Here is a 25763-nt window from a genome sequence, read left to right as displayed (position 1 = left end):
CTATTCCGCGCTTCAGTCCTGACGAAAACTCGCGCGATATTGTGCCGGCGAAATGCCCAGCCGTTGCACGAACACCGCCCGCATCCGGTCCGCCGTGCCGAAGCCGCAATCGAACGCGACCGCCTTTAGCGCGAGGCCACCACCCTCCAGCAGGTTGCGCGCGGCATCGACACGTGCGCGCTCGACGAATTCGTGCGGGGTGATGCCCGTCTCCTGCACGAACAAGCGCGCCAGCGTGCGCGTGCTCATGCCGACGCCGTCCGCCAATGTCTGCAGGGTATGCCGGTCGCGGATATGCTCCATCACCAGCGCCTGGATTCGCGCGATCGGTGAACTCTCGTCGGCCGGCGCGGTCAGAAACGGGCTGAACTGCGATTGCCCGCCCTGGCGCTGCGCTGTCACCACCAGCCGCTTCGCCACCAGCAGCGCGATGGCCGGGCCGTGGCGTTCGCTGACTAATGCGAGCACCAGGTCGATCCCCGCCGTGACGCCGGCCGAAGTGACCAGCCGGCCGTCGCGCAGATGGATGCGGTCATGCTCGACCTGCGCGCGAGGGAACAAGGCGGCGAGCCGCTGCGCATTCTGCCAGTGTGTCGTCACCCGGTGCCCGTCGAGCAGCCCGGCATGGCCAAGCGCGAACGCACCGGTGCAGATCGATCCATGCAGCGCGGCACGCTGCGCCGCCGCCCTCAACCAGTCCGACATCGCGGCATCGGGCGGCGCGTCGGGCAAGGCCGGCCCGCCGGCCACCAGCACGATCGCCGCCTCGGGCAAGGCGTCGGCAAAGCTCAGGTCGGGCAGCATGCGCATCCCGTTTGAGGCACGCACCGGATCGCGACCGGCGGCGATCAGCAAAGTCTCGTAGCGATCCTCCGGCGCAATGAACGCATTGGTTTCGGCAAAGACATCGACCGGCCCGGCCACGTCCAGCGCCTGCACGCCGTTATGGATCACCACCGCGACCGTCTGCACCGCCATCGCTCAATTCCCGCGCGCCGCGAGAATGGCGCGAAATCATGTGCCATTGTCCCGATCCGATGGGCAAGCGGCATTGCCGCGCCGGGCCGCACACCGCAGATAAAGCGCCACGCCCCGTCGAGCGGGGTGTCACCGTAACAACCACCGGTTGGGCCACAGCGTGCGCGAGTCACGCCACGACCCGTCATGCCCGTCACAGGAGATTTTCATGACCGCCACCATCGCAGGGATCACCATTCCCGACAGCGCCATGGCACGCGCCGCGACTGAGCTTGTGCGCGATACCGAGGATGATCTGCTCTACAATCACAGCCGCCGTGTGTTCCTGTGGGGGGCATTGACCGCCACACGGCGCGGCATCGGTTACGATCCCGAGCTGCTCTATATCGGCGCGATGTTCCACGACATGGGCCTGACCCCGGCCTATGCCAGCAAGGACCTGCGCTTCGAAGTCGACGGCGCCAATGCGGCGCGCGATTTCCTGAACGGCTATGGCCTGCCGGAACGCGATATCGACGATGTCTGGGCCTCGATCGCGCTTCACACCACGCCGGGCATTCCGGAACATATGCGGCCGACGGTCGCCCTGGTCACCGCCGGAGTCGAGATGGATGTGCTCGGCATCGCCTATCATGATTTCACCACCGACCAGCGTGACCATGTCTGCGCGCACCACCCGCGCGAGCATGATTTCAAGCACGGCATCATCGACCATTTCGCACAGGGTACGATCGCCAAGCCGCTAACCACCTTCGGCAATGTAAAGGCCGATGTGCTCGCGCTTAAGGACCCCAATTACCAGCGGCTGAACTTCTGCAGCATCATCCTTGGGTCGGCCTGGCCGAACTGACCGACAACTTCCAACCACCTAGTTTTTTTGCTTCCCAGGCGCCGGCTCTATCAATTGTGCACCGGGTCGATCAGGATCGGTTCTCCGATATCGATTGGAGCGATTCTCCAATCCGCTTGGGGGGCCGGGCATGAAGGATCTGAACGGGGAGGATTGGACCAGGGTCCAGGCGCTTTTTGACGCGCTGATCGACCTCAAGCCGGAGGAGCGGGACAAGCGCCTGCGCCGGTCGAAGCTCCCGCCCGAGCTTCTCGCCCATGTGACGGCCCTGCTTGATGCCGCGTCCAACGAGGGCATCTTCGAAATGGCGCCTCCGGACCTCTCCTCGCCCGATCCTGCGACCGGCTATAGCTCGCTTGCCGCGGGCGAGGAGATCGGCGCCTTCACGATCGACCGGCTGATCGGGCGCGGCGGCATGGGCGAAGTCTATCTCGCGCACCGCACCAGCACCGATTTCGAGCAGCGCGTCGCACTCAAGATGCTGCGTGCCGAGGCGGCCGAGCGGGGCGGCTTGTTCGACCGCGAACGCCGCGTGCTCGCGCGGCTCGAACATCGCGGCATTGCCCGGCTGATCGATGGCGGCATTGGCCCCGATGGCCGTCCCTATATGGCGATGGAGTATGTCGAGGGCGAACCGATCGATGCGTGGTGCCGGCGGAATGCGGCCGATCTCGACACTCGGCTCAGGCTGTTCCGCGAGATTTGTGATGCGGTCGGCTATGCCCATGCCAATCTGGTTGTACACCGCGACCTGAAACCGTCGAACATCCTGATCGACACCGCCGGGCGCGTCCGCCTGCTCGATTTCGGCATTGCCCGGTTGCTCGACGACAGCGGGGCGGCACCGATGACTACTCAGGCGATCCTGACCCCGGACTATGCCGCGCCGGAACAGCTTGGCGGAGACACCGCCACGGTCGCCGCGGATGTCTACGCGCTCGGCGTGATCCTGTTCGAACTGGTGACCGGGACCGGCCCTTGGCACCGCGAAGGCGCATCGGTGCCCTCGATCATCCGCCGCGTGCTGCATGAGGATCCACCTGTACCGAGCAAGGCGGCGGCACACGCCGGCGCGCCGATTCCGAGCCATCGGATCGCCGGCGACCTCGACGCGATCATCCTGAAAGCGATGCGACGTTCGCCGCAGGAGCGTTATCGCGGCGCGGTCGATCTGGCGGATGACGTCCGGCGTCATCAGGAACTGCGCCCAGTCCAGGCGCGCGCGGGGTCGACCCGCTACATGCTTGGGCGGTTCGTGCGCCGCTATCGCTGGGCGGTCACGGCAAGCGCCGCTGCGATCGTGGCGATCCTGGTCGGCGCGGGCGGCATCGCCTGGCAGGCTCGGCAAACCGCCATCGAGCGCGATATCGCGCTGGGCGAGGCACGCCGCTCCGAGGCAATCAACCGGATGCTCGTCGTCATGTTCCGCGATACTGCGGAAACCGATGCCGGGGCGGGTGTGACGGTGAAGCAGATGCTTGACCAGACCGCCGAACGGCTGGTCGGCTCACTCGACAACAGCGCGCGTTCGGCGACGCTGATCACCACCCTGTCGGACCTGTACGTCAACCTCGAGGACGCCGCGGGGGCCTATGCATTGCTGCGCCGTGCGCTGGCACGAGGGATCGGCGGCAACGACGCCGTTGCGACCGCGGAGATCAAGCTGCGCCTCGCCTCTTCGGCTGCGGCGACAAACAAGTCGGACGATATGGTAGCGCTGCTCGATGCCGCCGATGCCGTGTTCCGCACCGACCCCGCCCGCTTCCCGACCGAACGGATGGAGGTGATCAGCGGCCGCGCGCAGCTCGCTCGCCGTCAGGGCGATTATGATCGCGCGATCCGTCTGCTCGCGGACGCAATGCCCGAAGCGGACCGGGTCTATGCGGAAAACCATCGCGACCTGCTGACGCTCTACAATAACCTGCTGGTCTATATGATCGAGGCGAACCAGCCCGATGCGATGCCCGCAGTTTTCGCGCAGGCCGATGCCGCACTGAAACGTACCGGGCAGGAAGAAACCGCACAGGGGTTGGCAATCACCCAGCTCAAGGGGCTCAGGCTTCTAAAGCTGGGCGATGTCGCTCAGGCGGAAACGATCTTCGAGCGGGTCGCGGCTCAGCGCAAGGCCGTATTCGGCGAATCCGCGGGTCTTGCGGCTGACCTGTTTCAGGTCGGTAAAGCCAAGCTTGCCCTTGGCAAGTTCGACGAAGCGCGGCGGGTTCTGGCCGAGGCGCGCGCCATCGCCGTGGAAAATCTCGGGCCGAGCGCCATGCCCACGCTCGTGATCGGATTAGGGCTGGCAGAGGCGATGGCGGAGGCCGGAGATATCGCGGGCGCGGAGAAAGTGATCGGTGAAGTCGAGCCTCTGATAACGGCGACAACCAAGCCCGGGCTCCTCCACGGCAGTCTGGCGCGCACTCAGGCGATCATGCGACTGCGGCAGGGGCGTCCGGACGACGCGACCGCGGCGCTCGATCGTTCCGCGGCCATCCTCACCGGACTGGGTCCAGCCGGTGCCGCCTATCTGAAGGGCTTTCCGGCGATCCGCGCGCGCATCGCCAGTGCGCGTCAGTCGGTGACCATCTCGCGGTAGATCAGTGCACGCGCCTGAGTCCACCAGCGCCGTACCGTGCGGTCGCTGACGCCCAGCACGGCGGCGGTCTCGCGTTCGTCCAGTCCGGCGAAGAAGCGGCAATCGACCACTTGCGCAAGATTGGGGTCAAGCTCGGAAAGCTGCTTCAATGCATCGCCGAGCCGGACGACTTGCGCATCCTCCGGAATGGCGGCGGCAAGCGAATCCAGGCTCTGGGTGAAGGAATAGGTCGGGGCATCGCGCTTCGACGCCAACCGCGCCCGCGCCGCGTCAATCAGGATGTGGCGGATCGCTGTCGCCGCGCAGCCCAGGAAATGCGTCCGGCTTTGCCAGCCGTCACGCTTGTGCAGTTTGAGATAGGCCTCGTTGATCAGCGCAGTGGTCTGCAGCGTCTGGCGCCCGCCGGCACGGAAATGTTCGCGCCGCGCGATGCTGTGCAGTTCGTCATACAACGACGCGACCAGGTCGCCCGACGTGACACCCAACGTGCCCCCCAACGTGACCGCCTTGTCGCCTGAAGGTGCGTCCGGTTTGATCGGTCTTTCCCGCCGTGCCTGAAGCCTGAATTCCAGTGCGCGTTTTATGGGCGCGGCATGGGGTGGATGGCAAGCGCGATCGGCCGCGATCGCAGGTGAGGCTCCGCCGTTCTACTTCCGAACGGCGGTGGGCCCCGACGCAGCCGCGACCTTCTCCGCCGCCGCCATCACGCGCAGGATATTGCCGCCCGCAAGCTTGGCGATATCCGCATCGCTCCAGCCGCGCCGCATCAGCTCGGCCATCAACTGCGGGTAGGTCGCGACATCGGTCAGCCCATCGGGCAGTTCATTGCCGGTGCCGTCGAAATCCGATCCGATGCCGACATGATCCGGCCCGGCGATCTTGGCGATATGCTCGATATGATCGGCCACCTGCGCCAGCGTCACGCGTGGTGCGGGATGGTCCTTTTCCCACTGAGCAAATGCCGCCTTCGCCTTGTCCGGCTGGCCGATATAAAGACCGCCAAAGGGCGGCGCGTTGAGCCGCGTCCGTTCCGCCCCGCGATCCGCAGACCAGCGCCGATAGGCATCGGAGACATAGCCCGGCGCATAGTTGACCATCACCACGCCGCCATTCGCCGCGACCAGCTTGAGCACATCGTCGGACACGTTGCGCGGATGATCGTCAAGCGCGCGCGCACCCGAATGCGAATAGATCACCGGCGCCTTCGACACGCGCAGCGCGTCGCGCATCGTCGCTTCGCTGACATGGCTGAGATCGACCAGCATGCCGAGCCGGTTGAGCTCGCGCACCACCTCTTCGCCGAACGCGGTCAGGCCGTCATGCTTGGGATCGTCGGTCGCCGAATCCGCCCAGTCGATGGTCAGCGAATGAGTCAGCGTCAGATAGCCCGCACCGAGGTCATGATAGGCGCGCAGCACCGACAGGCTGCCGTCGATCTGACCACCGCCCTCGACCCCGATCATCGAGGCGATGCGGCCGCTGCGCTGGATACGCCGCACATCGTCGGCGGTGCGCGCCAACGCGAAGGTGTCCGGATAGCGCGCGGCAAGCTGGTGGACGAAGTCGATCTGCTCAAGCGTCTCCTTGACCTGCTCCGGCCCGGGCAGATTGGCCGAGACATAGACCGACCAGAACTGGCCGCCGACCATGCCCTTGCGCAGCCGCTCGATATCGGTGTTGTACGGCTGCGGCTTGCGGTCGAGGCCGCTGCGCAGGTCGATCGTCCAGCGCCCCTCGCCTTCGCGCTCGCGCAGCGTCTCCGGCCAGTCATTATGGCCATCGATGATCGGCGTCGCCTTGAGTACGCGGGCGACGCGCGCTTCCTCATCCTGCGCCTGGGCGGGGACGGCGAACGCAACCAGTGCGACCGATGCGAATAGGCTCGCGGCCTTCAGCGTCCGGCTCATTTGACGGCCGCGACCGGCGCGAACAACAGGTCCTGATAATCGTAACTGAAATCCGCAATCGGAGAGACCGGCTTCATCGTGACACGCTCCACTTTACCTTCGGCATCGAGACTGAATGTGACATAGGCCGGTTCGATCGTCTTGTCGTCAAACCGCGTGACGAACGTATCATATTGCCAATGATCGAGCCGCCCGCCCATGCGCGGGGTTGATTTGAAATCGATCGTCAGCCCCGCCTTCCCTTCTGCGACCTCGATATTGCCATACCAGGGGTCAGCGAAAGTACCCGTATAGCGCGCCAGCGCGAGCGACGGACCGACCTTGGCCGGCGTGGCCGCGCTGGCCTTGAACATCTCAAGACCCTTGGCGACGCGGCTCTTCTTGTAGGCGGAATATTTCGCCGGCCAGTCCGCCGCCGGCGCGCCGAGATAATGATCGAGCAGCTCGTACATCAGGCCCTGGAGCAGTTCGCCATCCTCGCTGTTGATCTCGATCGCGAAGCCGACATTCTTCTCGGGCAGCAGCACGACCATGGTCTGGAACCCGAACACCGCGCCGCCATGCGAGATGATCTTCGCGCCGCGATAATCCTGCACGTCCCAGCCCAGCGCATAGCTGTGAAACTTGGCTTCGGTCGGTTTCAGATAATCGGGCCGCACCGCGATCGGCTGCAGTGTGACCGGGTTCCACATCTCCTTCGCCTGCGCTTCGCTGTACAACTGCCCGCCGCCCGGCAGCTTGCCGTGCGCGAGCTGGATCGCCAGCCATTTCGCCATGTCGGTCGGGCTGACCGCGAGCCCGCCCGCCGGGGCGGCATTGCGCGCCAGCCCGTCGCGTTCGTTGAGTACTTCCTGCTCACCGGCGCCGCGCAACCCGCTGCTCATCCGCGCATGCGGCTGGGCGCGGTCGGCGGTGGCGAAGAAGCTGTCATCATCGCTGGTCGACACGGTCATGCCCGCCGGCCGCAGCACATGCTCGACGACATAGGTCTCCCAGGTCTGGCCCGACACGGATTCGATCAGCTGGCCGGCAACCATGTAAAGGACATTGTCATAGGCAAAGCCGTCGCGGAAACTGGTCGCCGGCTTGATATGGCGCAGCCGCTTGACCGCCTCGGCGCGCGACAAATTGCTGCGTGGCACGAACAGCAGATCGCCTGCGCCCAACCCGAGCCCGCTGCGATGAACCAGCAGGTCGCGGATCGTCATCTCACGCGTGACCCAGGCATCATACATCTGGAAGCCGGGCAAGCGGTCGATCACCTTGTCGTCCCAGCCAATCTTGCCGGCATCGACCAGGGTGGCGAGCGCCGCGACCGTGAAGGCCTTGCCGGTCGATCCGGTCGGAAAGATCGTATTGGGGGTCACCGGATCGTTCGACCCAAGCTTCTTCTCGCCCCAGCCGCGCGCAAGCACGGTCTTGCCATTCTCGACAATGGCGATCGCCATGCCGGGGACGCCGACCGTCTTGCGCAATGTCTCGACGCGCGTTTCGAAACCCTTGGGCGGTGCTGCCCAGAGCGGCGTGGCGAGCTGAGTCGAGGCCCCAAGACTGACCAAAGTGAGGGCGAGTGCAAAGCGATTCATCGGGCCTCCGGGGATTGGCTGCCGCCGCGCCACAGCCGGAAGACGCCAAGCGTCATCAGCGGCAGGACATAGACGGCGAGGAAGACATAGGCGAGCGCGCGGTAACCCTTGGCGATCAGGGTCACGAGCCCGAAACGGTCAGCGACCAGCATGCACAGCACAAGCAGTGCGATCGCGATCGCGAGCCGCCCGCCATTGCCGAGCGGCGTGCCGCGCCGGACCTGCCAGGCCTTGGCGATGCGCTCGTTTACCGCATGCACCGCGCCGGTCCCGCTTTCGAGCAGCGCCGAAAAGATCATCAGCTGGAATAGCAGATGAAACACCGGATTGCCGAGCTGAGTCAGCAGATAATCCGACGGCAGCACTTCGACGCCGATCTGCGGGTAGAAGGCGATCATGCAGACGAAGAAGACGATCGCCGGGATCATCGCCAGGGGTCCGGCAACGAGTCCCGCGACCACCGCGTCGCGGTCGCTGGTCATGTGCCGCAGCACCGGCAGGATCACCACCGCCCCGATGATGTTGTAACCGGCATAGGTCAGCCCGCCGAGCGCCCAGCCATCGGACACTGCCGGGATGGCGAAGCCGGTGGCGATGCGGTCGCCAAAACCGGCCAGCGCCAGCACCAGGAACAATGCGTAGACGCCGTAGAGCAGGAACGAGACATATTTGAACAGCTGCTCGACCGCCGTGTTGCCGTATCCGGCGAAGATCGCGATGCCCGCCATCAATGCCAGCGTGCCGGCGATCGGCGGCAATCCCAATGCGGCATGGCCGATCGCGCCCGCCGCTGCGCCGAACACGGCGAGGATCAGCACCAGGAACAGGAAATAGCCGATCTCGAACACCACCCAGCCCTTGCCGAGCAGGGCTTCGAAGAAGCTGCTATAATCGCGCGCGCCGGTTCGTCGCGCGAACAGGAAAGTGGTAGCGGCTACTAGGCTCCACACCAGCATTGCCAGCACCATGCCGGCAAGTCCGCCCCATGGCCCGCTGGGCAGGAAGAATTCGGCAAGCTCGCGCCCCGTCGCATAACCGCCGCCGATGATCACCGCCTTGAAGGCGAAACCGGGCAGCAGAAAACGCTGGAACCAGCTTGATCCCGTTTTGACCTGGCTCATGCGAGACACGCATCGATGAGACCCTCGAACGCGGCGCCGCCACGGATCGGGTCGGCAACAGGGAGGCCAAGCCGTGCGGCCTCGGCGGCGATCAGCGCCTCGGCAGTGTCGGCACCGAGCGCACCGGTGTTGAGACTGACCCCAACGCAGCGGATCGCCGGGTTGGTCAACCGGCCGAGCGCCACCGTCTCGGCGATCACTGTCTCAATCGACGGCAAGGTAAAGCCGGGATGGCCAAGCATCGCGGTGCGGCCTGGTTCATGGCAGACCACGAACAGATCGGGCTGACTGCCATTCAACAGGCCGAGCGTCACCGCGGCATAGGCGGGGTGGAACAGCGATCCCTGTCCCTCGATCACATCCCAGTGATCGGCCGGAGCCTCGGGGCTGAGCATCTCGGCCGCGCCGGCGAGGAAATCCGACACCACCGCATCCATCGGGATGCCGCCGCCGGCGATCATGATCCCGGTCTGGCCGGTGGCACGGAAATCCGTATCGACGCCGCGTGCACGGAAGGCGCGGGCAATGGCCAGCGCGGTGTATTTCTTGCCCAGCGCGCAATCGGTGCCGACGGTCAGCAGCCTTTTGCCGCTCCGCTTCGCACCGGTGCCGACGCGGATGCCCGGCGGCGGCGTGCGCACGTCGATCAGCTCGCGCCCGAGGCGCTCGGCGGCGTTGCGCAGGACAGGCATATCGCCAAGCTTCATATGCATCCCGCTGACCAGATCCAGCCCGGCCTCAAGCGCTTCGACCAGGCCGGCGATCCAGCTGTCCGGGATCACCCCGCCCGCATTGGCGACGCCAATGATCATCGCCCGCGCGCCGCGCAACCGCGCCTCGGCTGGCGAGAGGCGTGGCAACCCGGTCGAGACGGTCGCGCCGGCGAGCGCATATTCGCCGACACAGGCATCGCCCGCCCAGTCACGCAAGCCAAACGCGGTCTTGGCATAGCCGATGACGGTCGTGTCCCCGAGGAACAGGAGATAGGATTTGGGCAAGCCCCCCGACGCACGCTCGCGGGGTTCGCGCAGTGCGCTTGAATATGACATGATACCGCCGATCAGAAAGAGAAGCCAAGAGTAAGGCCGATGCCGTAGGACCGGCGCGGCGCGGCTGTCGTAGCCGCGGCGATCATTTCCACACCGTGCCGAGCAGCCGGTGGAAATTGCCCCCCAGCAGCAGCCCGATATTGGCGTCGGACCAGCCGCGCCGGATCAGTTCTTCGGTCAGGTCGAACATCTTCATCGGATGGTCAAACCCTTCGATGTCGATCTTCTCGCGAAACGCGTAGCTCGCTTTGTAGCTTGCCTTGAGCGCGGTATATTGGTCGGGCGGCATGTCGTCATAGCCATTGAGATCGGCGTCGGACCCGATGCCGACATGATCGATGCCGATCAGCTTCACGACGTGGTCGATATGGTCGACCATGTCGGACAGCGTCGTCGGGTCGGTCGTCTTGACGAACATGCGCACGCCGCTGATCCCCATCACACCCTCTGTCTTGCCGAGTGCGAGGATCGCCTCATCAGTCTTGGCGCGCGGATGGTTGCACAGGGCGCGGCAATTCGAATGGGTGATCGCGATCGGCTGTTTCGACAATTTGATCGCATCGAGCGTGGTGCGGTCGCCGCTGTGCGACACATCGACCAGCATGCCGGCCGAATTCATCGCGGTGATGATCGCTTCGCCGAAATCGCTCACCCCGCCATCGACCCGGTCAGTGCTGCCCGACCCGATCAAATTCTGCGTGTTGTAGGTCAGCTGGGCACAGCGCAGTCCGAGCCGGTAGAACAGCAACACATCTTCGGGTTTGGAGAATTGCTCGGCATTCTGCAGGCCCATGATCATGCCGATCTTGCGTTCCTTTTTGGCGCGATCGAGATCCTTGATACTGCCGACCAGCGAGAAGAGATCACTGTTGCGACCGGCAAAACCCTGCCACGATGCAAGGAAGGTCAGCGCCTCCTCGCGCGCTTCCGGCCCGCCGATCCCGACCGAATTGTGGAAGCCAGTGATGCCGCAGGCGCGGAAATCGGCGACCTGCTGCGCGGTTAGCGGACGGGAAAAGACGTCGGGCGCGAAATCGATCTTGGGCACCGCGAGCATGTCGACGACCAGGGTCTTGTCGAGAATGTCGAGCGTGCGCTTCGAATAGCGTTTCGCGGAGCCCGGCGCCGCAGCAAAGCTGCCCGAATTGATCATCGGAAAGCCAAGCGCCGTACCCGCGATCGCACCTGAAATCGCGCCATGCAAAACCATGCGGCGGCTTGGACTGGGCAGTTTGCTCATCCGGATCCCCTCTTCCTAATATTTATCCGTTTCAGAACACTATTGTCCTGATCAGAAAATTGTCAACGTTATTTGCCAATCCATGTCGGATCGACGCTGCGCACCGCACGATCGAGCGACCGCAGCAGGATGGCCGCGGCAACGGCGATCGCCGCGAGCAGCACGAAGAAGGCCGCGTGCCCGGTCCGGCTCCACAACATGCCGACCAGACCAGCCGACAGGCTGCCGCTGAAGATTGCGAGATACCAGGCGGCGACAGTGGTCGCGCCAAGCCGTGGCGGAGCGAGCCGGGCGAACAGGCCAAGCCCGGTCGGCAGCACGAACAATTCGCCCAGCGTGAAGATCGCGAAGAACAGCACGAACCACAGCCAGTCGGCACGTGCCCCGCCGCCGCTCCATTCGACCAGCGCCAGCAGCAGATACGCGCTCGCGACGATCATCGCGCCGAGGGCCATGCGCCGCGCCGGCGCGGTGTCGCGCCCGGCATCGGCGCGACGGCGCCAGTATGCGAGCAAAGGCGGCGTCATCAGCATCACCATCAGCGGGTTGAGCGACTGGAACCAGGTCATCGGGATCGAGACATTGCCCAGCGATCGATCGACCCCGGTGTCGGCCCAGAGCGAAACGGTATTGCCGACCTGTTCATAAGCGCCGCGGAACACCGTTACCGACAAGGCGATCGCGAGCAGCACGAGGAAAGTGCGCCTGTGATCGGCCCAGCGGGTCGCAGGCAGATCGATGGTCGGCCCGCGCGGCGCCTCGGGCGGCAGATAGCGCTGCCCCTTCACATAGATGATCAGGCCGAGCAGCATGCCGATCCCCGCGGCACCGAAACCATAATGCCAGCCATAGACTTCGCCGAGCGTGCCGCAGATCAGCGGCGCGAGGAATCCGCCGATGTTCACGCCGACATAGTAGACATTATAGGCCCAGCTGCGGCGCGGATCGCCCGCCTTGTACAAATCGTTGATCTGGCTCGGTAGACTCGGCAGGATCAGGCCATTGCCCAGCGCGATCGTCGCCAGCGCAAGATAGAAAAGCGGCTCGAACGCCATCATGAAATGGCCCGCCGCCATGATGCTGGCGCCGATCACCACGGCGCGGCGCTTGCCCAGCAGGCGGTCGGCGATCACCCCGCCGATGATCGGCGTGAAATAGGCGCATGCCGTATAGGCGCCATAGACGAGCGAGGAATGCCCCTGCCCCAGCAGCAGCTGCTTGGTCATGTAATAGACCAGCAGCGCGCGCATGCCGTAATAGGAGAATTGCTCCCACATATTGGTCAGGAACAGCACGGTCAGCCCGCGCGGTTGGCCGAACCAGGTCGGCTCAGCACCTGCCCCCACCCTTATATCGGTCACGCGATAACGACCGCTTCGGTTCCCCAGACCGCTTCAGGACACCATGCGGTGCCGTCACGATAGACGATACCCGGCGCGCAATCCTGTTTGAGGAAGATCGGCCCGTCGAGATCATTGAGGTCGCAGACCTGGCCAAGCACGAAGCCGGGCGCCATGCCCAGGCTGGAGCAGACCATGTTGCCGACCATCACGCCGAGCCCCGCCTCACGCGCGGCGGCGGCGATCAGCAGCCCCTCGGTCAGGCCGCCACACTTGTCGAGCTTGATGTTGAACACGTCGAAGCGGCCGGCCAGCCCCGCGACATCGGCGAGCGTCAGCGCGCTTTCATCGGCCGCGATCGGGATCGGCGAGCGATAGCCGTCGAGATCGGCTTCACGGCCGCGCGCCAGCGGCTGTTCGATCAGCGACACATTGGCGGCAACCATCGCCGTGACCAGCGCGTCGAGATCGCCGACCTTGAAACCCTGGTTGCCGTCGACGCCGAGCCAGACGTCAGGCCGCGCCGCGCGGATCGCCGTGACCCGCGCAATGTCGAGATCAAGCTCGCCGGTCAGCTTGATCTTGATCGAGCGGGCATGATCGAACGCCTTGGCGCCCGCGGCCATCGTTGCCGGATCATCGGCGCCGAGGGTGAAGGTAGTAACCAATGGCCGCGGTGCGTCGAGCCCGGCCAGTGCCCAGACCGGCTTGCCCGTTTGTTTCGATTCCAGTTCCCACAGCGCCGCATCGAGCGCGTTGCGCGCGCCGCCGGCGGGGAGGATGCCGCGCAACTCGTCGCGCGACCCCCCCTCTTCGATCGCCTCTCGCACGCCTTCGATCGCGGCGCGCATCGCCGGCACGTCGTCGCCGAGATAATAGACCCCCGACGCTTCACCCCGCCCTTGGTGATCGCCGTCATTCAGGGTGACGACGATCACATCCGCCGTGTCGAACACATAGCCCGAGATGCGGAAAGGAGCGGCAAGGCGAAGCGTTTCATTGACAACCGAAAGTCGCAGCCTAGCCATCAGAAGTTCACCGTCATCGCGATCAGGCCGAAGGTCCAGGCGACATAGAACACGGTCAGCGTCGCGATCAGCAACAGCACTGACCAGAGCTTGCTGAACCAGCCGCGCTTGCCTTGCCAGGTGAGCCACAGGTTCCAGCCCGCCAGCAGCACGCCACCGACAAAGGCGATCGCACCGACAATCTGGAGCAGCCACAACATGCCGTCGGACCCGGAGGTGAGGTTGGAGATGTCCCCCATCAGCTTGGTGAAGCCAATCGCCCAGGCGACCAGCGCGGCAAGAACCAGCCCGGCACCGATACGGACACCGCGATAGGCCTGGCGCGCACCCCCTTCAAGTGCGAGCGGCGCCTTGTAGCGGCGGCGGATCAGCGCAGCGATCGGCCATTGCAGCAAGGTCAGAGCAAGGACGCCGAGGCTGGCATAGAGCAAGGGCAGGATCCAGGTGGCGGATTGCGACGCCGGCGCACGATCGAAGACCATGAAGGGCGATATGCCGTCAAAGCTCCAGCGCACCACCTTGCCATCGACGACCTTGGCCGCGAGCCGCTCATGCCCGCCGACCTGGCGCCACACGAACGGTGCGATCTCGACCCATTTCGACGGTACGCCGTTCAGACCATGCACCATCGGCACGGCCAGATTGCCCTTGCCGTCGACGCTGATCGTGGCCTGGCCGATCAGGTTGGTGATCGCCATGAAACTGGTTTCCTGGCGCCGGCTGTTGAGCCAGTTGCCGACCATCAGTTTCGCGTGTTCGGCTGACGTCTTCGCATCGACCGTGCCATCGGCCGGGGCAATCGAGGGGAGGTAGCGGTCAGCGAAATCCTGGAACATCGCACCGCGCAGCCCGCCGACCGCGCCATTCTTTCCCGCGCTGTTGAACGAGACGTAGAAACCGACATTCTCTTTCATGAACAGGTGCAGCGAGGTGTGGAAGACCGTGGTGTCGCCGAGATGGGCGATGACCTGGCGCCCGTTGATGTTGGTCTCGAAGAAGCCGAGCTCCATGCGATTGAGCGGCGGCACGACGCTCAGTGCCGACTCGTGCATGATCCGCGCGGTCTCCGGCTTCATCAGCCCGGCGCCCTGGTTGAGATGCGCGACCATGAAGCGCGCCATGTCGGTGCCCGGCGACGCCAGGCTGCCGGCGGGGGCCGGCCCGACGATCTCATATTTGACCGGATCGGCCGAAGCCTGCGGATATCCCGTCGCCATCAATGGCACGAGTTGCGCCGGCAAAGGCTGGCGGAAGGATGAGTGCGCCATGCCGAGCGGCTTGAAGATATGCTGGTCGATATAATCGTCGAACGACTGGCCGCTGACGCGCGCGACGATGTATCCGGCAAGCGCGGTCGCATAGTTGGAATAAGAGGGGGTGGTGCCCGGCGTGTAGATGCGGTTGGGCAGCCCGTGCTTCAGATAATCGCCGAGTGAGGTCAGGTTTTTCGGATCGAAGAACATGATCTCCTTGCCATGCTCTTCGAACCCGCTGGTATGCTGCATGATCTCACGCATCGTGACGGGCTTGCCGTCCTTCAGCGGTATCTTGAAGTCGATATATTTGTTCACATCGGCATCGAGATCGATCTTGCCCGCCTCGACCAGCTGCATGACGGCGGTCCAGGTGAACAGCTTCGATACCGAGCCGGGGCGGAACAGGGTCAGGTCGGGATCGACCGGCGTGCGCTTGGCGACATCGGCATAGCCGAAGCCGCGTTTGGTCACGATCTGGCCGTCCTTGACCACCACGACCACTGCGCCGGCAATATCGCCGGTCTTCAGTGCGTAGGGCATATAGCCGTCGAGCCAGCTATCCAGATCCTGCTTGGTCAGCGGCACCTGCCCCTCGATCAGCGGCTGGGGCTGCGTCGCAGTGGCAAGTGGCTTGGCGGCTGGGGCCGGCGCGAGCGTCGGCGCCAGCGTTGCGGATTGCTGCGCGGCGGTGACGCCGCCGATCAGCGCCAATGCGGCGGCAGCGAGCAATTTGATCGATCGCATTTTCGAAGATCCCCTCTTTATCGGCCTTGTCCGCAGTCGGGATTGCCTCGCTGCGGTGGAACCATTAACCTGACACAAATGTTCTGATTAAGACATGATGATCCTAATCAGAGAATTGTCAATGGCCCCGGGAGAGATTTGACAGCATATGACATCGACCAATCCAACGCTCGGCGCGCTGCTCCGGGGCTTGCGCAACCGCGAAGGCTGGACGCTAAAAGAGATGAGCGCACGAAGCGGAATCCCTGTGTCGACGCTGTCGAAGATCGAGCATGACCGGCTGACCCTTAGCTATGACAAATTGCTTCAGCTCAGCCAGCGGCTCGGCCTGCGCATGTCGGAACTGTTTGCGGAATCAACCAGTGCGGCGGAGCAGCTGGTCACCGCGCGCCGCAGTATCGGCGACCTGTCGCGCGCCGTGCGGGTCGAGACGCCGAATTACGATTATTACTATGTCTGCACCGAATTGCGCCGCAAGCGCATGATTCCGGTCATCACCACGATCCGCGCCAGGAGCGTCGAGGAATTCGGCGAGCTCGTCCATCATTCGGGCGAGGAATATATCTATGTGCTGGAGGGCGGGATCGAGGTCCGCACCGAGTTCTACGATCCGGTCACGCTCCTGAAGGGCGAATCCATCTATATCGATTCCAATATGGGCCATGCCTATCTGACCGCGGAGGGGTATGATGAAGCGCTGGTGCTGGGGGTCTGTTCGAGCGCCGATGAAGGCCTGATGGAATCGCTGCTGACGCTGCACGAAGGCGAGATATCCTCCCCCGCAGGCGCGGTCGGCTAAGCCCAAACTCGGTCACCGCACTGAATCGCGCCAGGATCATCCGCGCACAGCAGGCGACAGGCTCCGGAAGGTCACCGACCAGCGGCGTCGATCCATCGCGACGATGCTGTGCTCCCACTCATGCCGCGCGGCGCCGCGGAGATGATAGATCGAGCGCGGGGCGAGCGGCAGTGCCGCCCGTGCGAACTTCGTGCCGGCGCGCCGGCGCAGCCGCAGCGTCGCGGGCGCCTCGAGCGAGACGCCGACGACATGCTCGAACACTGGCCGGTCACGGTGCCAGCCGATCCCCGCCCCCGGATCGTAGCACGTGACAAGTGCCTGGACGAGATCGCCCGCCGCGAGGCCGGCAAAGCGTGCTGCCCGTTCCCGTAGCGGCGTAAGGAAGGCCGGGATCGGTTCGGTCGGTGCAAAGCTCGCATCCTCGAAATCATAGCGCCAGCCGAACGAAGCGGTCTGCCGCTTGCCGAGCCAGCCCTGGAAGCGGAACGGCGTGACTGCCACCCCCTCCAGCTGCGCAATCAGCGCCGCTTCCTCCGCAGCAGTCAGAACGTCATCGGCATAGGTCAGGCCGGGCGGCAGTATGGCCCGTGACGGCACGCCGAAAAGATCGGTTTGCATGTCCGCTATATAGGGACGGCCGAGCACGACCCCCGGCCCGCCACGGCTTTCTCGCCGCGCGAATAGGTGCCGGTCAGCAGGCCCGTGCCCAACACCCGGTCCTTCATCGCCGACAGGATCGCCGACCGGCCGGGGTTCGCATCCAGTACCGGCGCTGCGGACAAAGCGAATAGCTGAAAGATATAATCATGCGGGCCATGCCCGGTCGGCGGATCGGGCGGCAGCCAGCCTTCGACCAGCGCACTGTTGCGCCCGACATCGCGGCCAGCTTGGTCGCCTGCCCCATCGGCCGCGATCTCGCCCTCGGCCAGACCGCGTTCGTCCGCGCCGATGCCCCAGACGATCGCATGAACCGCCGGACTCAGCGCCGGCGCGTCGGGATCCTCGACGATCAACGCGAAACAGACGGTCCCCGGCGGTGCCGCGCCCCAGACCAGCGGCGGCGATATGCCCGCCCCGTCAGCCGTGAAGCGCTCAGGGAGGCGGCCACCACTGGCAAAGGCAGGGCTCGACAGGTCGATCTCCACCCCGGGGTTGCCGATTTCGGGCGAGACGCAGATCAGCTTGGCGTGACCGGCGCGGACATTGTGCAACAGGCTTCCCAGCCATCCGGGTACATGTTCGAGCATCATTCCACCTTCATTGCCTGGCATTTCGACAACCCCCGAACACCACGGGAGTTGCGGCGATGATCTGCTCTTCGGCAATTGCCCGCAAGCCGCTGCCGGTTACAGCGGCTTGCGGGCGCGGTTCAGGCGGCGCGCAAAAGGCCGAGCTGCTGCAAGGCGGTGACGCCGTCGTCCAGGCCGATTTCCTCGGCGATCCTGCCATTCTCGATCCGCAGGACGGTGGTGCCGGAGAAGCGCATCGTGCGGCCGGACCCGGCCGGAAGCGATCCGGCCAGGAAGTCGCTAAAGGCCGGGCCGGTATGTGTGCCGCCGCCGATCCAGCGGCCGACGACATGATCGCCCTCCGCAATCAGATCCGCTGCGCCTCCGAATGCGAGATCGGGAAAGGCCGCGCGGAAGTCAGTCATGAACGCCTTGATATCATCATGGCCGCGGCGGGGTTCATGCAGTGAATATTGCAACAGCATGTCCGGCGCGGCGAGTTCATCGACGATGCCCAGGTCGCAGCTTTCTCCCCAGAATGAGGTGAACCAGCGGCCGACAATGGCCTTGTTATCTTCTTCCTTCGACATGTCATGGGGTCCTTGGTTTGCCAGATCGACGGGACGGATCTGCACGCTCCGATTAGGCCGGGCGGCCGAGACCCAAACCCCGGCGCTTGCGGTCAAATCATGACCGGGAGTCCCGGCACATCGGGCTTGTGCGGCTGATAAATTTTCTTCGCATCAATTCCTATGAAAACAGTGGAGATTATTACTCTCCCAACGCCGAGGTGATCCATGTCACTCAATCTGTTCGATATCGTTCCCGACTTCACGCAGGACTCCACCATTGGGCCGCTGTCCTTCTATGCCTGGGCGGGTAGCGACTGGGTGGTGCTGTTTTCGCATCCGCGCGATTTCACGCCGGTATGCACCACTGAACTCGGCGCCGTCGCACGGTTGAAGCCGGAGTTTGACCGCCGCGGAGTCAAGGTCGTCGGCCTGTCGGTCGATCCGGTCGATCGCCATCATGAATGGGCGATCGATATCGCCGCCACGCAAGGGACCGAGGTCAATTTCCCGCTGATCGCCGACAGCGATCACCGCATCTCAACCCTGCTTGGCCTGATCCATCCCAATGCGTCGGACACAGCGACGGTACGCAGCGTGTTCGTCATCGACGGCGCCAAACGCGTGCGCCTGACCCTGACCTATCCGGCGTCGACCGGGCGCAACTTCAACGAAATCCTGCGCACGATCGACAGCCTGCAGCTGACCGACCGGCACAAGGTCGCGACGCCGGCCGATTGGCAACAAGGCGACGATGTCATCATCCTCCCCTCAGTCTCCGACGGCGAGGCTAGCGCCCTGTTCCCCGACGGCTGGACCACGCACCGATCCTATCTGCGCACCGTCGCGCAACCGGCGACCACCGACCAGCCGTGAGACCGGACGCCGGCTGACCACAGCTCTCCCGACACAAGCACCAGCGCCGGCTCTGGAGCGCCGGCGCGCGTACCGTTTCATCAAGCAAAACTCAAAATCGAACAAAGGGACTATCATCGTGACGACTCTCCGGCCGCTATTCGCCATTGCCGCATCGACGCTGGCACTCACCTATGCCGGCGCCGCCAGCGCCCAGGCCGCGCCTGCGGACACACAGGACGCCGTCGCGCCCGAGGCACCCGAAGATCAGGGCGACATCGTCGTCACCGGCACCCGCACCGCCGGCCGCTCGCGGCTCGACAGCACATCCCCGGTCGATGTGCTGAGCGCCGCCACGCTGCAGCGCCAGGGCACCACCGAGCTTGGCGCGTCGCTCGCGGCGGTCGTGCCGTCGATCGATTTCCCGCGCTCTTCCGCAGTGGACGGCACGGATTCGATCCGCCCCGCCACGTTGCGCGGCCTGTCGCCGGACCAGACGCTGGTCCTGATCAATGGCGTTCGCGCTCACACCTCGGCTTTGCTCAATACCAATGGCTCGGTCGGGCGCGGTTCGGCGGCGGTCGATCTCAACACCATTCCGTCAGTGGCCCTCGACCGGATCGAAGTGCTGCGCGATGGCGCGGCGGCGCAATATGGGTCGGACGCGATTGCCGGCGTGGTCAATCTGCGCCTGCGCGAGGCACGCAGCGGCGGCGGCGCGACCGTCACCTATGGCCAGTATATCACTGACGTCGACACGGCGCGGGGGTCGCGTAACGAGCATGACGGCGAGACCGTCACCGCATCGGGCTGGCAGGGGATTGCACTTGGCCAGGACGGCTTCCTCACGCTGTCCGGCGAGTATCTCAACCGCAACCCGACCAGCCGCGGCGATTTCGATCCGCGCAAGACGCCGATCCGCGTGCGTTCGCGCTTCGGTGACCCGGACGTGGAGCAGTACAGCTTCTACGCCAATGCCGGCGCGCCGGTCGGCGACAATGGCTGGGAACTGTACGGGTTCGGCGGCTATCAGCACCGCGACAGCACCAGCGCGGCCACACCGCGCGTCGTCGGCGGCAACCCCGTCAATGCCAGCGCCGACGCCCTGGCCAGCCTCTATCCCGACGGATTCACGCCGCTGATCAACGTCAAGTCCGAGGATTGGACCGTCGCGAGCGGTCTGCGCGGCGAATTGTCCGGCTGGAAGGTCGACCTCAACCTTTCCTACGGGCGCAACCAGCTGACCATCAACACGCTCAATTCCGGCAACGCCACCTATGGTACGAACTCGCAGCGGAATTTCTACGCCGGCAAGCTGACCTATGACCAGATCGTCGGCGGCATCGACGTGTCGCGCGAACAGCCGCTGGGCGAGGGTACGATCAACATCGCCTGGGGCGCGGAGTATCGCCGCGAAGGCTTCAAGATCGGCGCCGGTGAACCGACATCCTGGAACCGTGCCCCGAACGCCGATCCGGCACTCGGCTCGGGCGCGCAGGGCTTTCCCGGATTCCTGCCGTCGAACCGGGTCAATGTGCACCGCGACAATGTATCCGGCTATCTCGATATCGAGGCAAAACCCAATGACAAACTGACCCTGGGCGTAGCAGTGCGCGGCGAAAGCTATTCCGACTTCGGCGAGACCGCGACCGGCAAATTGTCCGCCCGTTACGAGTTCGCGCCGTGGATCGCGGTGCGCGGCACTGCCTCCACCGGCTTCCGCGCGCCGTCATTGCAGCAGCAATATTTCACCTCGACCGCATCGGTCCTGACCAGCGGCGCGATCGTCGAGACCGGCCTGTTCCCATCGGTCAGCCCGGTCGGCATCGCACTGGGCGGCAAACCGTTGCGCGCGGAAAAGGCGCGCAACCTGTCGGCCGGCATCGTGCTCAAGGCGGGCGGGTTCGACCTGTCGGTCGACGCCTATCACATCAAGATCCGCGACCAGATCGCATTGTCGGAAAATCTCGGCGGCCCGGTGGTCGCGGCATTGCTCGCGGCCAACCCCGAGACCAATAATGTAACGGCGGGGCGTTTCTTCCTCAACGGCATCCGCTCGACCACCAAGGGCATCGACGTGGTCGCGCATTATCGCACCAAGACCGACACTATCGGCATTTTCGACCTGACCGTGGCGGGCAATGTCAACGACATCAAGGTGACCCGCGCGCCGGCCCCTGCCACGATCACGGCAACCGTCAACGGCACGCCGACCAGTGTCGTCCTGCCGATCTTCAGCCGGCAACGGATCATCTCGTTCGAACAGGGCACCCCGCGCACCAAGCTGGTCGGCACGATCGACTGGTCGCTGGGCGATCTCGGCGTGACGGGGCGGGCGTCCTATTATGGCGACGTCACTCAGCCGAGCAGCAATGGATTTGCCGAGGACGATATCCATACCGGCCGTCACACCATCTTCGATCTCGAGGCGCGCTATCAGGTGATCCGGAACGTGAACCTGGCGGTGGGGGCGAACAATCTGTTCGATACCTATCCCGATTATGTGAAGGTCCTGTCGTCGCGCGGCACGCAGCTCAACAGCACGGGCCTGGTCGGCTTTCCCTATTATTCGCCGTTCGGGTTCAATGGCCGCTATCTGTACGCCCGGGTCGGCGTCACGTGGTAATCCGAGGCCGCCTGGCCGAAAGCCGGGCGGCTGCCGGATGGCGAGTCGCGGTCGTCATCCGACCCGATTTTCCGCTGTTCAATTCGGATAAAAAACCTCACCCCTGTTAAGTTGGATCGAAAACGTCGATTTTCGCTCTGTTACCAGTGTCTTGCGCCTTGTTCGGCTATTTCGATAACAGGGGTGGAACCGCGCAATAACAGGGGTCGAGCCACGCATTAACAGGGGTGAGCGACCGCTGTTCCTGCGGGAGCAGCGGTCCCCAACCGCGCAATAGTCTCCAGTCATGTCAAAGAGCGGGGCGGCATACCGGCTGGCATCCCTTCCGCCGCCACCCTGTCATGCGCCGCGCCCGGTTTGAATCGGCATCGCCCGTGTCGCCCGGCTTTCATCCGGAATACCGTCCTCGATCCGCGCACGAAGCAAATCTTCACCGCATCAAACTCACTCCACATTGAATATCCCATCAAATTGATAGAGATTTGATTTTCATTCAATCGGGAGTGCCGAATCTCCATGGCCATGTTGCACCGGTCACCACAGCGCAGCCCGATCGATCGGGCGACCCTGATCGTCGCCGTCCTGATCTATGGCGGCTGGCTTGCCGCGACCGCATGGCATGCCGTGATCCCCACGCCATTGCTGGTTCTGATCGGCGCCTGGCTCATCGCGTGGCACGGATCGCTGCAGCACGAGACGATCCACGGCCACCCAACCCATATCGCTGCAATCGATCGCGCGATCGGTTTCGTGCCGCTGTCGCTCTGGCTGCCCTATTCGCTCTATTACCGCAGCCATATTGCGCATCACGGCAGCGCCGAGATCACCAATCCCGATGAAGATCCCGAATCCCGCTATGTCGCGCGCCGCGGCGGCGCCGCATGGCTCGCCGCACGGATCCAGTCGACGCTACCCGGGCATATGCTCGCGGGTCCGCCGATCATATTCGTCCGGTTCCTCTATAGCGAAATCCGTCGTGCATTTTCCGAGCCGGTGCAGGTCATCCGCGACTGGCTCCCTCATCTGGCCGCGGTCGCCCTGCTGCTGGTCTGGCTCGATCATGTCGGGCTGAGCCTGGCCCGCTATATCCTGACCTTCGTCTATCCCGGCATGGCGCTCACCATGCCCCGGTCCTTTGCCGAGCATCGCGCCGGGATCGACACGCCGGGTCGCGCGGCATCGGTCGAGCGCGGCGGATTGCTCGGGCTGCTGTTCCTCAACAACAACCTCCATGCCGCGCATCATGAGCGGCCGGGCCTGTCGTGGCACAAGCTGCCCGCCTATCACCGCCATCACCGCGCGCGGCTGATCCGCGAAGGCGCGGTCCTCTATGCTGGCTATGGCGAGATCATCCGGCGCTTCGCGCTTCGCGCGCATGATTCGCCGCTGCATCCCGCCTTTGAACGGCCAGTTGAATGACCGCCGGACTCGCCTCGCTCGGCATGTACGACCATGGGCCGCAACAGGCAGCGAACGACCGGCTCTGGGCCGAGCTTGCCCGCATCCTGCGTGCGCGCGGCGTTGCCGGCGTGCCCGACCGGCTTGAGCGCCGCCGGTCGGTGCAGGATCTGTGGCACGCCCCGGATCTGCTGTTCGGCCAGATCTGCGGCTATCCGCTGGTGAGCGACCCATCGCTGTCGCTGCGGGTGCTGGGCGTGCCGGTCTACGACGCGCCCGGGTGCAGCGAGGGCCAGCATCGCAGCTTCCTCATCACCCGGCAGGAAGAGGCGAGCACGATCGCCGATTATCGCGGCCGGGTCGCCGCGATCAATGACCGGCATTCCAATACCGGCACCAATTTGTTCCGTGCGCTGATCGCCGATCTGGCGGGCGGCGAGCCATTTTTCAGCGAGGTGCGCGAGACCGGTGCGCATCGCCAGAGCATCAGCGCTATCGTGATGGGTGAGGCCGACATCGCCGCGATCGATGCGGTCACCTATGCCGCCGTGCTGCGCGCCGAACCCGAGCTGGCGACGACGCTGCGCATCCTCGGCACGACCACGGATTCAGCGACGCCGCCGTTCGTGACCTCACGCAACACCAGCATCGAAACGGTCGCGGCATTGCGCATGGCGCTGGCCGATATTGTCGCCGATCCCGGGCTGGCCGAAACCCGCACAACCCTTTTCCTGCGCGACATCGTGCCCGGCAGCCCTGAGCGATACGCGCCGCTGCGCACGCTCGAGCGCAATGCCGCCGCTGCCGGCTACCCCGATTTACGCTGATCCACCCGAAAGGACCTGCCCATGCGATCCATCACCCTGGTCCTGAGCGCATTGCTCACAACGACGCCGCTTGCCGCGCAGACGATCACCTTCGACCCGCATCTCGACCTGCCCAAATCGGCCACAGAAGCCGGCTGGACCGGCCTTGCCGATCCTTGGTCGCAATTCGACCTCGACCGCGCAAAGGCTGGCGGGCTGACCACCGCCGCCATCGCGCTGTTCGTGCCGCAGGGCACGCGCGATCCCGCATCGCTTGCCGGCGCGCAGCGCGATGCGGTCGCGCGTGACGCAGCGATCCATGCCATCGCCGACCGCAACCCGACGCGCGCGGCCTTTGCCCGGTCGCCCGCCGAGGTGCGGCGGATCGTCGCGAGCGGCAAGTTCGCCGTGGTCGAAAGCCTGCTCAACGCCTGGCCACTGGGCGACGATCTCGATGCGATCGACCGCTGGCAGGCGCGCGGCGTGAGCATCTTCGGCTTTGTCCATGCCGGGCATAATCAATTCGCGGATTCGTCCCGCCCGGCGCTGCAGTTCGGCGACCGTGTCGCGGAGCATGGCGGGCTGTCGCCGCTCGGGCGCCAGGCGGTCAAACGCCTCAATGATCTCGGCGTGCTGATCGACGTCTCGCAATTGTCGGACGCAGCGTTCGATCAGGTGCTCACGCTGAGCCGTGCGCCGGTCATTGCCAGCCATTCCGACGTCCGCGCCCTGATCGACAATCCGCGCAACCTGAGCGATGCGCAGCTCGACGCGCTGAAAGCCAAGGGCGGTGTCATCGCGATCAATGCGTTCAGCGCCTATCTGCGCGCGCGTAGCCCGGAAACCCTGAAAGCCGTCGCGGCATTGCAGGCCGAATATGGCCTGTCGCCGACCAGCGGCGTGACGCTCTCCGCCGACAAGCAGGTGGAGTATGACCATCGTTATCACGACATTGTCGGCAAGGAGCCCAAGGCCGGCATAGACAATCTGATCGATACGGTCGACTATGCCGTGAAGCGGATCGGCATCGACCATGTCGCGCTGTCGTCGGACTTTAATCATGGCGGCGGCGTCACCGGCTGGTCCGATGTCGGCGAGACCGCCAATGTCACGGCAGCACTGAAGCGCCGTGGCTATACACCCGCGCAGATCGACAAGCTGTGGAGCGGCAATGTCCTCAGAGTCTGGCAAGCCGCAATCGATGCCCGCGATCCGGCCTATCGACGCAAGCGGGGCTGATCGCCGGCGCTGAGCATACCTACCTGACTGCGCTCCGACACTAGCCCAGACTGGGTTCCCGCCTTCGCGGGGACACAAGCTTCCTTTATCCCAGGGGGATAGCACCGGTCACATTGGATGTCGGCTAGGCCCTCCCATCGCCCACAGGGCCTGACCAATCCGCCGCATCCAGCCTAAAACCCTCTTTCGATCTCACCTCAAAAACGTTTCACCGCAAAATAACCGGTTCCTGACGATTTCGTACAATCGTCGAATCATTGAAGATGCAAACCAGCATCAACGAGTCGAGATACCCAAGACATTGCGAGTCGTGGGTTAATTCGTCAAAAACCATTGGGTCCTTCATTTAGATTCATCATCAGAAATTCGTTTCTGGTGACGAGTCTTATTGTCATTTCGTAACGACGAACGTCGTTTCGGAAGGTGATACCCTATGCCCAATACAGATCAGATAATCTTGTCTTAGGAGAACTACCATGGCCCTGCTCGAACCCAGCGTCCTTGCCAACACGATCATGAGCAAGCTCTACAATGTCCTGACCAATGGCGA

21 protein-coding genes are annotated in these 25763 nt (G+C 64.4%); 8 read left to right on the top strand and 13 right to left on the bottom strand.

The window, feature by feature from the left end; translation table 11 throughout:
* Positions 1 to 12: 12 nt before the first annotated feature.
* On the bottom strand, positions 13 to 978 hold the full coding sequence (locus tag ACRECS_RS22185; RefSeq protein WP_431585138.1) for a GlxA family transcriptional regulator: 966 nt from the start codon (positions 976 to 978) through the stop codon (positions 13 to 15).
* Between the two features lie 208 nt (positions 979 to 1186).
* On the opposite strand from ACRECS_RS22185, the gene ACRECS_RS22180 reads away from it, so the two are divergent.
* A complete protein-coding gene (locus ACRECS_RS22180; protein ID WP_431585137.1) occupies positions 1187 to 1828 on the top strand; it encodes an HD domain-containing protein in 642 nt (213 codons plus the stop codon).
* Positions 1829 to 1958: 130 nt separating this feature from the next.
* On the top strand, positions 1959 to 4421 hold the full coding sequence (locus ACRECS_RS22175) for a protein kinase domain-containing protein (protein ID WP_431585136.1): 2463 nt from the start codon (positions 1959 to 1961) through the stop codon (positions 4419 to 4421).
* On the opposite strand, the gene ACRECS_RS22170 is transcribed toward ACRECS_RS22175, so the two are convergent.
* The 9 genes from ACRECS_RS22170 to ACRECS_RS22130 form a co-directional block, all read right to left on the bottom strand.
* Positions 4397 to 4918 carry an ECF-type sigma factor gene (locus ACRECS_RS22170; RefSeq protein ID WP_431585135.1) on the bottom strand — a complete coding sequence of 174 codons (522 nt, stop codon included), beginning with the start codon at positions 4916 to 4918 and terminating at the stop codon, positions 4397 to 4399. The genes ACRECS_RS22175 and ACRECS_RS22170 overlap by 25 nt on opposite strands.
* 150 nt (positions 4919 to 5068) lie before the next feature.
* Positions 5069 to 6328 carry a dipeptidase gene (locus tag ACRECS_RS22165; protein WP_431585134.1) on the bottom strand — a complete coding sequence of 420 codons (1260 nt, stop codon included), beginning with the start codon at positions 6326 to 6328 and terminating at the stop codon, positions 5069 to 5071.
* Entirely contained in the window at positions 6325 to 7914 is a 1590-nt protein-coding gene (locus ACRECS_RS22160) for a serine hydrolase (protein ID WP_431585133.1), read from the bottom strand. The genes ACRECS_RS22165 and ACRECS_RS22160 overlap by 4 nt, the downstream gene beginning before the upstream one ends.
* Positions 7911 to 9035, bottom strand: a complete 1125-nt coding sequence (locus ACRECS_RS22155; RefSeq protein ID WP_431585132.1) for a YkvI family membrane protein — start codon at positions 9033 to 9035, stop codon at positions 7911 to 7913. The genes ACRECS_RS22160 and ACRECS_RS22155 overlap by 4 nt, the downstream gene beginning before the upstream one ends.
* A complete protein-coding gene (locus ACRECS_RS22150; RefSeq protein ID WP_431585131.1) occupies positions 9032 to 10084 on the bottom strand; it encodes a DUF1611 domain-containing protein in 1053 nt (350 codons plus the stop codon). Before ACRECS_RS22150 ends, ACRECS_RS22155 begins: the two co-directional genes overlap by 4 nt.
* Before the next feature lie 82 nt (positions 10085 to 10166).
* Positions 10167 to 11324: a dipeptidase gene (locus tag ACRECS_RS22145; RefSeq protein ID WP_431585130.1), complete on the bottom strand. Its 1158-nt coding sequence runs from the start codon at positions 11322 to 11324 to the stop codon at positions 10167 to 10169.
* Positions 11325 to 11392: 68 nt separating this feature from the next.
* Entirely contained in the window at positions 11393 to 12685 is a 1293-nt protein-coding gene (locus tag ACRECS_RS22140) for a peptide MFS transporter (protein WP_431585129.1), read from the bottom strand.
* Positions 12682 to 13692 carry a dipeptide epimerase gene (locus ACRECS_RS22135; RefSeq protein WP_431585128.1) on the bottom strand — a complete coding sequence of 337 codons (1011 nt, stop codon included), beginning with the start codon at positions 13690 to 13692 and terminating at the stop codon, positions 12682 to 12684. Before ACRECS_RS22135 ends, ACRECS_RS22140 begins: the two co-directional genes overlap by 4 nt.
* Positions 13692 to 15692, bottom strand: coding sequence for a serine hydrolase domain-containing protein (locus ACRECS_RS22130; RefSeq protein ID WP_431585127.1), 2001 nt, complete (start codon positions 15690 to 15692; stop codon positions 13692 to 13694). Before ACRECS_RS22130 ends, ACRECS_RS22135 begins: the two co-directional genes overlap by 1 nt.
* A 148-nt stretch (positions 15693 to 15840) precedes the next feature.
* On the opposite strand from ACRECS_RS22130, the gene ACRECS_RS22125 reads away from it, so the two are divergent.
* A complete protein-coding gene (locus ACRECS_RS22125) occupies positions 15841 to 16491 on the top strand; it encodes a helix-turn-helix domain-containing protein (RefSeq protein WP_431585126.1) in 651 nt (216 codons plus the stop codon).
* Positions 16492 to 16527: 36 nt separating this feature from the next.
* On the opposite strand, the gene ACRECS_RS22120 is transcribed toward ACRECS_RS22125, so the two are convergent.
* The 3 genes from ACRECS_RS22120 to ACRECS_RS22110 all read right to left on the bottom strand — a co-directional run bounded on the left by ACRECS_RS22120 (position 16528) and on the right by ACRECS_RS22110 (position 18310).
* Complete coding sequence (locus ACRECS_RS22120) at positions 16528 to 17109, bottom strand: alpha-ketoglutarate-dependent dioxygenase AlkB (protein ID WP_431585125.1); 582 nt, start codon at positions 17107 to 17109, stop codon at positions 16528 to 16530.
* Positions 17110 to 17114: 5 nt separating this feature from the next.
* A complete protein-coding gene (locus tag ACRECS_RS22115; RefSeq protein WP_431585153.1) occupies positions 17115 to 17738 on the bottom strand; it encodes a YbhB/YbcL family Raf kinase inhibitor-like protein in 624 nt (207 codons plus the stop codon).
* Between the two features lie 122 nt (positions 17739 to 17860).
* On the bottom strand, positions 17861 to 18310 hold the full coding sequence (locus tag ACRECS_RS22110; protein WP_431585124.1) for an ester cyclase: 450 nt from the start codon (positions 18308 to 18310) through the stop codon (positions 17861 to 17863).
* Positions 18311 to 18517: 207 nt separating this feature from the next.
* Between ACRECS_RS22110 and ACRECS_RS22105 the strand changes: the two genes are divergently transcribed.
* The 5 genes from ACRECS_RS22105 to ACRECS_RS22085 all read left to right on the top strand — a co-directional run bounded on the left by ACRECS_RS22105 (position 18518) and on the right by ACRECS_RS22085 (position 25213).
* Entirely contained in the window at positions 18518 to 19165 is a 648-nt protein-coding gene (locus tag ACRECS_RS22105) for a peroxiredoxin (protein ID WP_431585123.1), read from the top strand.
* Between the two features lie 118 nt (positions 19166 to 19283).
* Positions 19284 to 21770, top strand: coding sequence for a TonB-dependent receptor plug domain-containing protein (locus ACRECS_RS22100; protein ID WP_431585122.1), 2487 nt, complete (start codon positions 19284 to 19286; stop codon positions 21768 to 21770).
* A 516-nt stretch (positions 21771 to 22286) separates the two neighbouring features.
* The gene (locus tag ACRECS_RS22095; RefSeq protein WP_431585121.1) at positions 22287 to 23189 is read left to right on the top strand and encodes a fatty acid desaturase; all 903 of its coding nucleotides are present in this window, start codon (positions 22287 to 22289) and stop codon (positions 23187 to 23189) included.
* Positions 23186 to 23995 (top strand): phosphate/phosphite/phosphonate ABC transporter substrate-binding protein, encoded by an 810-nt coding sequence (locus ACRECS_RS22090; RefSeq protein ID WP_431585120.1) that lies wholly within the window; start codon positions 23186 to 23188, stop codon positions 23993 to 23995. The genes ACRECS_RS22095 and ACRECS_RS22090 overlap by 4 nt, the downstream gene beginning before the upstream one ends.
* Positions 23996 to 24016: 21 nt before the next feature.
* Entirely contained in the window at positions 24017 to 25213 is a 1197-nt protein-coding gene (locus tag ACRECS_RS22085) for a dipeptidase (RefSeq protein WP_431585119.1), read from the top strand.
* The last annotated feature ends 550 nt before the right edge of the window (positions 25214 to 25763 follow it).

Origin of the sequence: Sphingomonas sp., from assembly GCF_050725575.1 — a bacterium.
Lineage (GTDB): Bacteria > Pseudomonadota > Alphaproteobacteria > Sphingomonadales > Sphingomonadaceae > Sphingomonas.
This window is presented reverse-complemented; position numbering and strand designations above follow the sequence as displayed.

Coding starts and splice junctions, on each gene's coding strand:
- ACRECS_RS22185 (WP_431585138.1), bottom strand. CDS start 978: ATGGCGGTGCAGACGGTCGCGGTGGTGATCCATAACGGCGTGCAGGCG.
- ACRECS_RS22180 (WP_431585137.1), top strand. CDS start 1,187: ATGACCGCCACCATCGCAGGGATCACCATTCCCGACAGCGCCATGGCA.
- ACRECS_RS22175 (WP_431585136.1), top strand. CDS start 1,959: ATGAAGGATCTGAACGGGGAGGATTGGACCAGGGTCCAGGCGCTTTTT.
- ACRECS_RS22165 (WP_431585134.1), bottom strand. CDS start 6,328: ATGAGCCGGACGCTGAAGGCCGCGAGCCTATTCGCATCGGTCGCACTG.
- ACRECS_RS22160 (WP_431585133.1), bottom strand. CDS start 7,914: ATGAATCGCTTTGCACTCGCCCTCACTTTGGTCAGTCTTGGGGCCTCG.
- ACRECS_RS22155 (WP_431585132.1), bottom strand. CDS start 9,035: ATGAGCCAGGTCAAAACGGGATCAAGCTGGTTCCAGCGTTTTCTGCTG.
- ACRECS_RS22150 (WP_431585131.1), bottom strand. CDS start 10,084: ATGTCATATTCAAGCGCACTGCGCGAACCCCGCGAGCGTGCGTCGGGG.
- ACRECS_RS22145 (WP_431585130.1), bottom strand. CDS start 11,324: ATGAGCAAACTGCCCAGTCCAAGCCGCCGCATGGTTTTGCATGGCGCG.
- ACRECS_RS22135 (WP_431585128.1), bottom strand. CDS start 13,692: ATGGCTAGGCTGCGACTTTCGGTTGTCAATGAAACGCTTCGCCTTGCC.
- ACRECS_RS22130 (WP_431585127.1), bottom strand. CDS start 15,692: ATGCGATCGATCAAATTGCTCGCTGCCGCCGCATTGGCGCTGATCGGC.
- ACRECS_RS22125 (WP_431585126.1), top strand. CDS start 15,841: ATGACATCGACCAATCCAACGCTCGGCGCGCTGCTCCGGGGCTTGCGC.
- ACRECS_RS22120 (WP_431585125.1), bottom strand. CDS start 17,109: ATGCAAACCGATCTTTTCGGCGTGCCGTCACGGGCCATACTGCCGCCC.
- ACRECS_RS22115 (WP_431585153.1), bottom strand. CDS start 17,738: ATGCTCGAACATGTACCCGGATGGCTGGGAAGCCTGTTGCACAATGTC.
- ACRECS_RS22110 (WP_431585124.1), bottom strand. CDS start 18,310: ATGTCGAAGGAAGAAGATAACAAGGCCATTGTCGGCCGCTGGTTCACC.
- ACRECS_RS22105 (WP_431585123.1), top strand. CDS start 18,518: ATGTCACTCAATCTGTTCGATATCGTTCCCGACTTCACGCAGGACTCC.
- ACRECS_RS22095 (WP_431585121.1), top strand. CDS start 22,287: ATGGCCATGTTGCACCGGTCACCACAGCGCAGCCCGATCGATCGGGCG.
- ACRECS_RS22090 (WP_431585120.1), top strand. CDS start 23,186: ATGACCGCCGGACTCGCCTCGCTCGGCATGTACGACCATGGGCCGCAA.
- ACRECS_RS22085 (WP_431585119.1), top strand. CDS start 24,017: ATGCGATCCATCACCCTGGTCCTGAGCGCATTGCTCACAACGACGCCG.